The organism is Pseudomonas sp. D3-27, from assembly GCF_051132165.1.
Classification (GTDB): domain Bacteria; phylum Pseudomonadota; class Gammaproteobacteria; order Pseudomonadales; family Pseudomonadaceae; genus Aquipseudomonas.
Window position 1 is genome coordinate 15,660 of record NZ_CP071667.1, and the last position, 11,972, is coordinate 27,631.

Annotated in this window: 10 protein-coding genes; 6 read left to right on the forward strand and 4 right to left on the reverse strand. The window is 57.8% G+C overall.

The genetic code is table 11. From position 1 onward, the window contains the following. Positions 1 to 123: 123 nt before the first annotated feature. Entirely contained in the window at positions 124 to 858 is a 735-nt protein-coding gene (locus J3P92_RS00095; RefSeq protein WP_420766045.1) for a response regulator transcription factor, read from the forward strand. Positions 859 to 921: 63 nt separating this feature from the next. On the opposite strand, the gene gyrB is transcribed toward J3P92_RS00095, so the two are convergent. From gyrB to dnaA, 4 genes are read right to left on the reverse strand one after another with little or no spacing between them, the layout of a single operon-like run. Beyond that, positions 922 to 3,339 (reverse strand): DNA topoisomerase (ATP-hydrolyzing) subunit B, encoded by a 2,418-nt coding sequence (gyrB, locus tag J3P92_RS00100; RefSeq protein WP_420766046.1) that lies wholly within the window; start codon positions 3,337 to 3,339, stop codon positions 922 to 924. A gap of 5 nt (positions 3,340 to 3,344) precedes the next feature. Further along, a complete protein-coding gene (recF, locus tag J3P92_RS00105) occupies positions 3,345 to 4,448 on the reverse strand; it encodes a DNA replication/repair protein RecF (protein ID WP_030139022.1) in 1,104 nt (367 codons plus the stop codon). A gap of 14 nt (positions 4,449 to 4,462) precedes the next feature. Beyond that, complete coding sequence (dnaN, locus tag J3P92_RS00110) at positions 4,463 to 5,566, reverse strand: DNA polymerase III subunit beta (protein WP_025211054.1); 1,104 nt, start codon at positions 5,564 to 5,566, stop codon at positions 4,463 to 4,465. A 39-nt stretch (positions 5,567 to 5,605) separates the two neighbouring features. Then, positions 5,606 to 7,132, reverse strand: a complete 1,527-nt coding sequence (gene dnaA, locus J3P92_RS00115; RefSeq protein ID WP_420766048.1) for a chromosomal replication initiator protein DnaA — start codon at positions 7,130 to 7,132, stop codon at positions 5,606 to 5,608. A 568-nt stretch (positions 7,133 to 7,700) separates the two neighbouring features. Between dnaA and rpmH the strand changes: the two genes are divergently transcribed. The 5 genes from rpmH to mnmE all read left to right on the forward strand — a co-directional run bounded on the left by rpmH (position 7,701) and on the right by mnmE (position 11,626). Next, positions 7,701 to 7,835, forward strand: coding sequence for a 50S ribosomal protein L34 (gene rpmH, locus J3P92_RS00120; protein WP_003213577.1), 135 nt, complete (start codon positions 7,701 to 7,703; stop codon positions 7,833 to 7,835). A 16-nt stretch (positions 7,836 to 7,851) separates the two neighbouring features. Further along, positions 7,852 to 8,253, forward strand: a complete 402-nt coding sequence (rnpA, locus tag J3P92_RS00125; RefSeq protein ID WP_420766123.1) for a ribonuclease P protein component — start codon at positions 7,852 to 7,854, stop codon at positions 8,251 to 8,253. Continuing rightward, on the forward strand, positions 8,246 to 8,491 hold the full coding sequence (yidD, locus tag J3P92_RS00130; protein ID WP_010465488.1) for a membrane protein insertion efficiency factor YidD: 246 nt from the start codon (positions 8,246 to 8,248) through the stop codon (positions 8,489 to 8,491). The genes rnpA and yidD overlap by 8 nt, the downstream gene beginning before the upstream one ends. Positions 8,492 to 8,493: 2 nt before the next feature. Beyond that, positions 8,494 to 10,176: a membrane protein insertase YidC gene (gene yidC / locus J3P92_RS00135; RefSeq protein WP_434649516.1), complete on the forward strand. Its 1,683-nt coding sequence runs from the start codon at positions 8,494 to 8,496 to the stop codon at positions 10,174 to 10,176. 79 nt (positions 10,177 to 10,255) lie between these two features. Beyond that, the gene (mnmE, locus tag J3P92_RS00140; protein ID WP_434649518.1) at positions 10,256 to 11,626 is read left to right on the forward strand and encodes a tRNA uridine-5-carboxymethylaminomethyl(34) synthesis GTPase MnmE; all 1,371 of its coding nucleotides are present in this window, start codon (positions 10,256 to 10,258) and stop codon (positions 11,624 to 11,626) included. The last annotated feature ends 346 nt before the right edge of the window (positions 11,627 to 11,972 follow it).

Sequence of the window (11,972 nt, forward strand, 5' to 3'; positions counted from 1 at the left end):
CCCTCGTCGCCACTAGCCGGTATTGTCTCAGCCTGCGACAGGAGAGTGAAACAAGTCAGCTGCTGAGTTGCCTTCATCGCCCCTGTGGATGTCAGTATTTTCAAGATCAAGGAATCGCGTCCCATGCGTGTCGCCATACTGGATGACGAACCGGCCGAACTACGCCGGGTGGAACAGACACTGCAACAGATCCCCGGAAGGGGCGAGCAAGCCTGGACACTGCATAGTTTCGAACGAAGCGAAGATCTGTTGCGCCAATTGCGCCGCGAAACATTCGACCTGCTGATACTCGACTGGCAGTTGCCGGATATCAGCGGACTGTCTTTGCTTCGCTGGACACGCGAGCACATGGACTCACCACCGGCTGCCATCATGCTCACCAGCCGTGACGGCGAGCACGACATTGTCCAAGCCCTTAATGCCGGTGCCGACGACTACGTCAGCAAGCCATTCCGTCCCAATGAACTCAAGGCCCGGGTTACGGCAGTACTGCGCCGTCATAACCTGCAACGCATACCGACCAGTGATGTCTTGGTATTCAACGACCTCGAATTCGACGACGCGGAACTCACGGTTACCCGCGCTGGCATTCCCATCAGCCTGACTGAACGAGAATATCGCCTGGCTCGCTGCCTGTTTGCCAACCTCGGGCGGCCACTGTCCCGGGAGTATTTTTATGAACGCTTCTGGACCCACGAGGAAATGACCTCGTCCCGTCCGCTCGACACCCACATCTACCGCTTGCGCAACAAACTAGGGCTGACGGCGGATCGGGGCTGGCAGTTGCTGACTATCTATGGGTATGGATATCGTCTGGAGAGCGTGGCGGCGGGCAGCGAGGCTTGCGAAGCGAGTTAGCGTAAAAAAAAAAGGCCAACGCATACGCGTTGGCCTTCTTCGTTGGGGCAGTGACAACCCGGATCAGAAATCCAGGTTGGATACCGCCAATGCGTTGCTCTCGATGAAGTCACGACGTGGCTCGACCGCATCCCCCATCAGGGTATTGAAGATCTGGTCCGCGCCAATGGCGTCTTCGATGGTGACTTTCAGCATGCGACGCGAGCCCGGGTCCATGGTGGTTTCCCACAGTTGGTCCGGGTTCATCTCGCCCAGCCCTTTGTATCGCTGGATGGTGTGGCGCTTGGTGCTTTCAGCCATCAGCCATTCAAGGGCTTCTTTGAACTCAGTCACGGACTTCTTGCGCTCACCGCGCTGGATGTAAGCCCCTTCGTCTAGCAGCGTGCTCAACTGAGCGCCGAGAGAGACGACCGTCTTGTAGTCGTTGCTGCTGAAGAAGTCGCGGTTGAAGGTGACGTAGTTCGACAGGCCGTGGGAAATCAGTTCGACTTCAGGCAGCCATACGTTGCGTTCACGGTCTTCACGCAGGCTGGCCTTGTAGACCAGGCCGGATTTTTCCACGGTACGCAGGCGGACTTCATACTGGGCCAGCCAATCCTGCATGGCAGCGTGATCGGACAGTTGCTCCAGGCTTACGGCCGGCAGGTAGATGAAGTGCTCGGTCAGTTCCTGCGGATACAGACGCGACAGACGCTTGAGGGTCTTCATCACCAGGCGGAAGTCATTCACCAGGCGTTCAAGGGCTTCACCGGAAATGCCCGGCGCATCTTCGTTCAGGTGCAGGCTCGCGTCTTCCAGGGCCGACTGCGTCATGTACTCCTCCATGGCGTCGTCGTCTTTGATGTATTGCTCTTGCTTGCCTTTCTTGACCTTGTACAACGGTGGTTGGGCGATATAGATGTAGCCGCGCTCGATCAGCTCCGGCAACTGACGGAAGAAGAACGTCAGCAGCAGGGTGCGGATGTGCGAACCGTCAACGTCAGCGTCGGTCATGATGATGATGTTGTGATAGCGCAGCTTGTCGATGTTGTACTCTTCGCGGCCGATGCCACAGCCCAGCGCGGTGATAAGCGTGCCGACTTCCTGGGAGGAAATCATCTTGTCGAAGCGCGCTTTCTCGACGTTGAGGATCTTGCCCTTCAACGGCAGGATGGCCTGGGTGCGACGGTTACGACCCTGCTTGGCGGAACCACCAGCAGAGTCACCTTCCACGAGGTACAACTCGGACAGGGCAGGGTCTTTTTCCTGGCAGTCCGCCAGTTTGCCCGGCAGGCCCGCGATGTCCAGCGCGCCTTTGCGGCGAGTCATCTCACGAGCCTTGCGCGCCGCTTCACGGGCGCGGGCGGCGTCGATCATCTTGCCGACCACCAGCTTGGCTTCGTTGGGGTTCTCCAGCAGGAAGTCAGAGAAGTATTTCCCCATTTCCTGTTCGACCGCAGTCTTCACTTCGGAAGACACCAGCTTGTCCTTCGTCTGGGAGCTGAACTTCGGATCGGGCACCTTGACCGAAATGATCGCGGTCAAGCCTTCACGGGCATCGTCACCGGTAGTGGCGACCTTATGCTTCTTCGCCAGGCCTTCCTGTTCGATGTAGTTGTTCAAGTTACGCGTGAGCGCCGAACGGAAGCCCACCAGGTGGGTTCCGCCGTCGCGCTGCGGGATATTGTTGGTGAAACACAACAGGTTCTCGTTGAAGCTGTCGTTCCACTGCAGGGCGATTTCCACACCGATGCCGTCGTCGCGCTGCACATTGAAGTGGAACACCTGGTTGACCGCAGTCTTGTTGGTGTTCAGGTATTCAACGAACGCACGCAGGCCGCCTTCATACTTGAACAGCTCTTCCTTGCCGCTGCGCTCGTCCTTGAGGACGATGCCGACACCGGAGTTGAGGAAGGACAGTTCACGAATCCGCTTGGCCAGGATGTCCCAGCTGAAATGGATGTTCTTGAAGGTTTCGCTGGAAGCCTTGAAGTGGATCTGGGTGCCCGTGGTCTCGCTGTCGCCAACGATCGCCATCGGTGCCTGGGGCACGCCATGGACATAAGTCTGTTCCCAGATCTTGCCGCTGCGGCGAACGGTCAGCACCAGTTCTTCGGACAGTGCGTTCACCACCGAAACACCTACGCCGTGCAACCCGCCGGAAACCTTGTAGGAGTTATCGTCGAACTTACCGCCCGCGTGGAGGACGGTCATGATGACCTCGGCGGCGGAAACGCCTTCCTCTTTATGCACGTCTACCGGGATGCCACGGCCGTTGTCACGGACGGTGATGGACTCATCCGGGTGGATGATGATGCTGATGTCGTCGCAATGGCCGGCGAGGGCTTCGTCGATGGAGTTGTCGACCACCTCGAACACCATGTGGTGCAGGCCGCTACCATCATCAGTGTCGCCAATGTACATACCGGGACGTTTGCGTACGGCATCCAGGCCTTTCAGCACTTTAATGCTCGTTGAGTCGTACGTATTTTCTTCGCTCAATGCCTTCACTCCCGATGGTCGTGGGTCTGGGTGATACGGCCCTGTTCCACGTGGAACAGAGCGACTGGCGTTTCCGTCTGCCAGCCTTCCCTCAATAATTCGTGGTCTACACAAGTGATGAACACTTGGCAGCGTAAGTCTTCCAGCAAGCGGCACAACGCCCGACGGTGGGCTTCGTCCAGCTCGGACGGCAAGTCATCCACCAGATAAATACACTGACCGCGGCGGGCCTGGCTGACCAGATGCCCTTGGGCGATACGCAAGGCGCACACAACCAACTTCTGCTGCCCTCGGGACAAGATGTCCGCGGCATTATGTGCGCCCAATCGAAGCCGCAGGTCAGCGCGTTGAGGTCCAGCCTGGGTATGACCCATCTGCTGATCGCGCTGCAGCGAGCCAGCCAGCACGGCACTCAATTCCCGGTCCTTATCCCAGCCTCGGTAATAGCTGAGCGTCAGACCCTCAAGCTCAACGAGTTCGCTCAACGTCTGTTCGAAAACCGGTTTCAAGGCTTTTATATAAGCGCGGCGGTATTCATCGATTTCGGCGCTGGCCTGACACAGTTCCCTGTCCCAAACCGCTTGCGAAACGGCGTCAAGTGTACCATGTCGCAGCCAAGAGTTTCGCTGGCGCAGCGCCTTCTGCAAGCGCTGCCAGGTCGCCATGAAACGCGGTTCCACGTGGAACACGCCCCAGTCCAGAAACTGTCGGCGTATCTTGGGGGCGCCTTCCAACAAACGGAAGCTGTCCGGGTTGATCAACTGCAACGGCAGGATTTCGGCCAACTGCGCGGCACTGCGCGCGTTCTGGCCGTCGATGCGGATCTGGAACTCGCCTTGCCGGTCCCGCGAGATCCCCAGGGCACTATGGCCGCCTTCCGCCAGTTCCACTTGGCCAAACACCGTACACGCCAGTTGGTCGTACTGAATGACCGGCAACAGACGGGTGCTGCGAAACGAACGGGCAAGCCCAAGCAGGTGCACGGCTTCCAGCACGCTGGTCTTGCCGCTGCCGTTGGCGCCGTAAAGAATATTGATGCGGGGGGAAGGGGAGAAGGTCACCGGGTGCAGATTGCGCACCGCGGTGACCGAGACGCGACTTAAGGACATCTAGCTGATTCTGATTACAGACGCATCGGCATGACAACGTAAGCCGAATCGTCGTTATCAGACTCCTGCACCAGCGCACTGCTGTTGGAGTCGGACAGGATCAGACGCACTTGCTCGGTGGTCATCACGCCCAGCACGTCCAGCAGATAGCTGACGTTGAAGCCGATTTCCAGGGAGCCGCCGTTGTAGTCCACGCCGACTTCTTCTTCCGCTTCTTCCTGCTCGGGGTTGTTCGCCTGGATCTTCAGCTGCCCGTTGGCCAACTGCAAACGAATGCCGCGGTATTTTTCGTTGGAGAGGATCGCGGTACGGCTGAACGCTTCGCGCAGCGCTTGGCGATCGCCCAGTACCAGCTTGTCACCACCTTTTGGCAGCACACGCTCGTAATCGGGGAACTTGCCGTCCACCAGTTTCGACGTGAAAGTGAACTCGCCAGTCGTGGCGCGGATGTGGTGCTGACCCAACACGATGCTGACGTTGCCGTCCGGCTCGGTCAGCAGACGGGCCAGCTCCAGGATGCCCTTACGCGGCACGATTACCTGATGGCGATCCGGCTGACCGATATCAGCCTGCATCGAGCACATCGCCAAGCGATGACCGTCGGTAGCCACGGCGCGGATGATCCCGGCAGACACTTCCAACAGCATGCCGTTGAGGTAATAACGCACATCCTGCTGGGCCATGGCGAAACTGGTGCGCTCGATCAGGCGGCGCAGCTTGCTCTGCTCCAGGCTGCAAGTCAGCGATCCCGGGCCTTCCTCGACCGTCGGGAAATCGTTGGCCGGCAGGGTCGACAAAGTGAAACGGCTGCGACCAGCCTTGACGACGAGCTTTTGCTCATCAACCTTGATATCGATCAGCGCATCGTTTGGCAGGCTCTTGCAGATATCCATCAGCTTACGCGCAGGCACGGTGATGGAGCCCGGATCGGCCGGCTCTTCGAGTTGGACACGACCAACCAGCTCGACTTCCAGGTCGGTACCGGTCAGCGACAATTGCTGGCCTTCGACAACCAGCAGCACGTTGGAAAGTACCGGCAAGGTCTGGCGGCGTTCGACGACGCCCGCGACCAGTTGCAGGGGTTTCAACAGGGCTTCGCGTTGAATGGTGAAATGCATGGTCTAGTCCCTTGCCTTAATAAGCTGCGCTGGTGGTCATCAAGTGGTCAATGTACGCAGCAGGTTCTTGTAGTCCTCGCGGATGTCCGCGTCGGATTCCTTAAGTTCGTTGATCTTGCGGCAGGCGTGCAGCACCGTGGTGTGATCGCGTCCACCAAACACGTCGCCGATTTCCGGCAGGCTGTGGTTGGTCAGTTCCTTGGACAAGGCCATGGCCACCTGTCGCGGTCGAGCCACCGAACGTGAACGACGTTTGGAAAGCAGGTCGGAAATCTTGATTTTGTAGTATTCAGCAACGGTACGCTGAATGTTATCCACAGACACAAGTTTGTCCTGAAGCGCCAGCAGGTCCTTTAACGACTCGCGGATCAGCTCGATGGTGATATCGCGGCCCATGAAATGGGAATGGGCGATCACCCGCTTGAGGGCACCTTCAAGCTCACGCACGTTCGAGCGAATACGCTGGGCGATGAAGAACGCGGCGTCATGAGGAAGCTCGACCTTGGCCTGATCGGCTTTCTTCATCAGGATCGCGACCCGGGTTTCCAGCTCAGGCGGCTCGACGGCCACCGTCAGGCCCCAACCGAAACGCGACTTGAGGCGTTCCTCAAGGCCTTCGATCTCTTTCGGGTAGCGGTCGCTGGTGAGAATGACTTGCTGCCCGCCTTCAAGCAATGCGTTGAAGGTGTGGAAGAACTCTTCCTGTGAACGTTCCTTGCGAGCGAAGAATTGAATGTCGTCGATCAGCAAGGCGTCGACCGAACGGTAGAAACGCTTGAACTCGTTGATAGCATTGAGCTGCAACGCCTTGACCATATCGGCCACGAAACGCTCGGAATGCAGGTACACAACCTTGGCGTTCGGGTTCTTCTTTAACAGATGGTTGCCCACCGCATGCATCAAGTGGGTCTTACCCAGGCCGACGCCGCCATAAAGAAAGAGCGGGTTGTAGCCGTGCTTGGGGTTATCCGCCACCTGCCAGGCCGCGGCGCGAGCCAATTGGTTGGATTTACCTTCAACGAAATTCTCGAAGGTAAAGGTCCGGTTCAGATAGCTGGTGTGCTTCAGTGCGCCTTCGACCTGCACGGTGCGTTGTTCGGTACGCACCGGCGCCTGTTGGGAGCTCGCCCCGGCCATCGGGTCGAAGCTGTCCCGGGAAGGCTCTTCACTGACCTCGGCCACTTTTTGTGCATTGCGCTTGCTCGGGGCTGGCGCGGGCGCCGGGGCGGCATGGTTGTTGACCGGTACCGGCGCAGCCTGCTGGGCCTGTGACGCAGCAGCAGCCAGCGGCGCGTTGGGCGCGGCGCGGGGGGCGGAGCTACGTTTGCTGCCTATTAATAAGGACAACGCAGGCGCCATGCCATTGCCATGCTCATCGAGCAGTTCCATGACCCGGCCCAGGTACTTTTCGTTGACCCAGTCGAGGACGAAACGGTTCGGTGCATAGACACGCAACTCGTCGCCTTCGGCTTCGACCTGTAGTGGACGGATCCAAGTGTTGAATTGTTGGGCAGGCAGCTCATCGCGCAAAAGCTCCACGCACTGCTGCCAAAGTTCCACTGACACGGACATCCCCTAAGTTGAAAGCCGGTGAGGCAAAAACAAGCGGCCATTGTAGCGAGCAGACGAGCACTTATCCACACGCAGCTTGCTCATCGACCATGATTTATCAATGCATAAACCGAACGAAAGGCGACCGGCGGTCGGTGGATAAGCCCTGTGGATAACTGCGCCTAAGGCCGTTGCACAACTGGGGGCGAAACTCAGTGGATAACCGGCCTGTGGATAACCTGGCATTCCACACACAGCTTATCCGACAGCGCAGCACAGGCTTGCCACCGCTTTCCCGCCTAGTTGTCATTCTCTGTACATTGCGGATTACAAGGCCTTGGAGTGGTTATCCACAGCTAGGCGCCGGCCTTGCTTTTATAAGCTTTACAGAAAAGCTTTAAATACTTTCCTTCTTTATTTCTATATCTAGCGTTGTGTGACGAAACCACCGAAAAGCGCCTGGTCATCTATTTAAAGGAAACGCTGGTTGGAAATTGACCTAGAGGCTTGCTTTCTCTAGAATCCCCGGTCTCTTAAAACGGGGGCCATTCCGGCCCGTTGTGGACGAACCAGGTAACACGACATGAAACGTACTTTCCAACCAAGCACTATCAAACGCGCTCGTACCCACGGTTTCCGTGCTCGCATGGCTACCAAGAATGGTCGTGCCGTCCTGTCGCGTCGTCGCGCCAAAGGTCGTGCGCGTCTGGCAGTTTGATAATCCGGCACTGGAGGTGAGTCAGGACTTCAGTCGGGAAAAGCGTCTGCTTACCCCCCGGCATTTCAAGGCAGTCTTTGACTCCCCTACCGGCAAGGTTCCGGGGAAAAATCTCCTGCTCCTTGCGCGCAGTAACGATCTCGATCACCCCCGACTTGGGCTGGTTATCGGGAAAAAGAGCGTTAAGCTCTCCGTTCAGCGCAATCGCCTCAAGCGTTTGATGCGCGAATCGTTTCGCCTGAATCAGGATTCACTGGTGGGGTGGGACATTGTGATCGTTGCGCGCAAAGGTTTGGGTGACGTAGAAAACCCCGAATTGATTCAGCATTTCGGCAAGCTCTGGAAACGTCTGGCCCGTAACAAGCCAGCACCAGCAGCCAACACCGAAACTGTAGGGGTAGACAGTACCGATGCGTAAGCTGGCACTCGTTCCGATCCAGTTTTATCGCTACGCCATTAGTCCCCTGATGGCCAGCCACTGTCGTTTCTACCCCAGTTGTTCTTGCTACGCGTATGAAGCCATAGAAAATCATGGCCTTCTGCGCGGTGGCTGGCTGACCTTTCGTCGTTTAGGTCGCTGTCATCCGTGGAATCCCGGCGGTTATGACCCGGTTCCGCCTATCCCTACCTCCCGTTCTTCTTCGATGGCCGAGTAATCATGGATATCAAACGCACGATCCTGATCGTCGCCCTGGCAATCGTGTCCTACGTCATGGTCCTTAAATGGAACCAGGACTACGGCCAGGCTGCCCTGCCGACTCAGAATGTTGCAGCCAGCAATACCGCACCGAGCCTGCCGGATGCTCCAGTTGGCAACAACGCTGCCAACAATGACGACATCCCACGCGCGGCAAGCGATACCAGCGCTCCTGCCGAAGCCCCAGTGGCCGTAAGCAAAGATCTCATCCAGATCAAGACGGACGTGCTCGAGCTGGCAATCGACCCACAAGGTGGTGACGTCGCGCAGCTGAAGCTGCCGCTGTACCCACGTCGTCAGGATCATCCGGAAATTCCGTTCCAGTTGTTCGACAACGGTAACGAGCGCACCTATCTGGCCCAAAGTGGCCTGATCGGTACCAACGGTCCGGATTCGAACCCGGCCGGTCGCCCGATCTACTCTGCCGAGAAGAAGACTTATCAACTGGCTGAAGGTCAGGACCAACTGGTCGTGGACCTGAAGTTCAGCAAGGACGGCGTCAACTACATCAAGCGTTTCACTGTGAAACGTGGCATGTACGACGTAACCGTCTCTTATCTGATCGACAACCAGAGCGCCCAGCCTTGGTCCGGTGCGATGTTCGCGCAACTCAAGCGTGATGCCAGCGATGATCCATCCTCCAGCACCGCCACCGGCACCGCGACTTACCTGGGCGCTGCCCTGTGGACAAGTTCGGAGCCGTACAAGAAAGTGTCCATGAAGGACATGGACAAGGCTCAGCTCAAGGAAACCGTCCAAGGTGGCTGGGTTGCCTGGCTGCAGCACTATTTTGTAACTGCGTGGATCCCGCAAAAAGGCGACAGTAACGTCGTCCAGACGCGTAAAGACAGCAAAGGCAACTTCATCATCGGTTATACCGGCCCGACATTGACTGCCGCGCCCGGTGCAAAAGCCGAAACGAGCGCCGTTCTGTATGCCGGTCCAAAAAGCCAGGCCGTGTTGAAAGAGTTGTCCCCAGGTCTGGAATTGACTGTTGACTATGGCTTCCTTTGGTTCATTGCCCAGCCAATCTTCTGGCTGCTGCAACATATCCACAGCATCGTCGGCAACTGGGGTTGGTCGATCATCTTCCTGACCATGCTGATCAAGGGGATCTTCTTCCCGCTGTCGGCTGCCAGCTACAAATCGATGGCACGGATGCGTGCAGTGGCGCCGAAACTGGCCGCCCTGAAAGAACAACATGGCGATGATCGGCAGAAAATGTCCCAGGCCATGATGGAGTTGTACAAGAAGGAGAAGATCAACCCGCTGGGTGGTTGCTTGCCGATCCTCGTACAAATGCCTGTGTTCCTCGCGCTTTACTGGGTCTTGCTGGAAAGCGTGGAGATGCGCCAGGCTCCGTTCATGCTGTGGATTACGGACCTGTCGATCAAGGATCCGTTCTTCATCCTGCCGATCATCATGGGCGCCACCATGTTCATCCAGCAGCAGCTGAACCCGACACCTCCGGACCCGATGCAGGCGAAGGTCATGAAAATGATGCCAATCATCTTCACCTTCTTCTTCCTGTGGTTCCCGGCGGGTCTTGTGCTGTACTGGGTTGTGAACAACGTGCTGTCGATCACCCAGCAGTGGTACATCACGCGTAAGATCGAAGCGGCTACGAAAAAAGCCGAGGCGTAACTTGCTCTGTGGATAACCACACAAAACGCCCCCTAGTGGGGCGTTTTGCTATCTGCCATTTTTGTCTGGATACCGGTTTATGAGCGCACCGCGTGAAACCATCGCCGCCGTTGCCACCGCTCAAGGTCGCGGCGGTGTCGGCATCGTCCGTATTTCGGGGCCGTTGGCCAGTGTCGCGGCCAACGCGATCAGCGGTCGTGAGCTCAGACCGAGGTTTGCCCATTACGGCCCGTTCTTCGATTCGCAGCGGCAAGTGCTCGATGAAGGGCTGGCCTTGTATTTCCCGGGGCCTAACTCATTCACCGGTGAAGATGTGTTGGAGCTGCAGGGCCACGGCGGCCCGGTTGTCCTGGACATGTTGCTCCAGCGTTGCCTCGAGCTGGGCTGTCGCCTGGCGCGGCCGGGGGAATTCAGCGAACGAGCATTCCTCAACGACAAACTCGACCTGGCCCAGGCCGAGGCCATTGCCGATCTCATCGAAGCGAGCTCCGCGCAAGCGGCACGTAATGCGTTGCGCTCGTTGCAAGGGGCATTTTCACAGCGTGTGCATAACCTCACCGAGCAACTGATCGGCCTACGCATCTACGTCGAGGCCGCAATCGATTTCCCCGAAGAGGAAATCGACTTTCTCGCCGATGGCCACGTGCTGAGCATGCTCGATAAGGTCCGCGATGAATTATCCACAGTCCTGCGTGAAGCTGGGCAGGGTGCCTTGCTCCGTGACGGGATGACAGTGGTGATTGCCGGTCGGCCGAACGCCGGCAAATCCAGTCTGCTTAACGCCTTAGCCGGTCGCGAAGCAGCGATCGTCACCGAGATTGCCGGCACCACCCGAGACATCCTGCGCGAACATATCCACATCGATGGAATGCCTCTGCACGTGGTGGACACCGCTGGATTGCGCGACACCGATGACCAGGTCGAAAAAATTGGTGTTGAACGTGCCCTGAAGGCCATCAGTGAAGCCGACCGTGTATTGCTGGTGGTGGACGCGACTGCGCCGGAAGCGGACGATCCCTTTGCCTTGTGGCCTGAGTTCCTCCAAGTTCGCCCGGATCCAGCGAAAGTCACGCTGATTCGTAACAAGGCTGACCTGACAGGGGAGGCCATTGCCCTCGAAGTCAGCGACGACGGCCTCGTGACCATCAGCCTAAGCGCGAAATCAGCGGGCGAGGGGCTGGAATTGCTGCGCGACCATCTCAAGGCTTGCATGGGTTATGAACAGACCTCAGAGAGCAGCTTCAGCGCCAGGCGCAGACACCTCGAAGCACTGCGCCACGCCAGCGCGGCGTTGGAGCACGGCCGCGCACAATTGACCTTGGCGGGGGCAGGAGAACTGCTGGCAGAAGATCTTCGCCAGGCTCAACAGTTCCTCGGGGAAATTACCGGCGCCTTCAGCTCTGATGATCTGTTGGGGCGGATCTTTTCCAGCTTCTGCATCGGTAAATAACCCCGCAGGGGCTGTCGACAAACCCGTGGCGAGGGAGCTTGCTCCCGTTCGTCTGCGACGCTGTCGTAAACCGGCGGGTGCGGTGTGTCAGGTACTGCGCATTCGGCAGGTTTTGGGGCCGCTTCGCGACCCAGCGGGAGCAAGCTCCCTCGCCACGGGCCTATCGTTCCTCGGCAACTACATCACGTCTTTGCAGCCGGGTTTGTCCTCGAAAGCCTATCGAGCGCAACACAAACCCGCTACCTCCTCTTTTTTTTGAACTGATTGCCCTTAATGGCGGCTTGCCTGTGGACGCTTCGGCGACCCTTGTCGGCTGTTTTCTGTGGATTAAGCCCTGTGAATAACT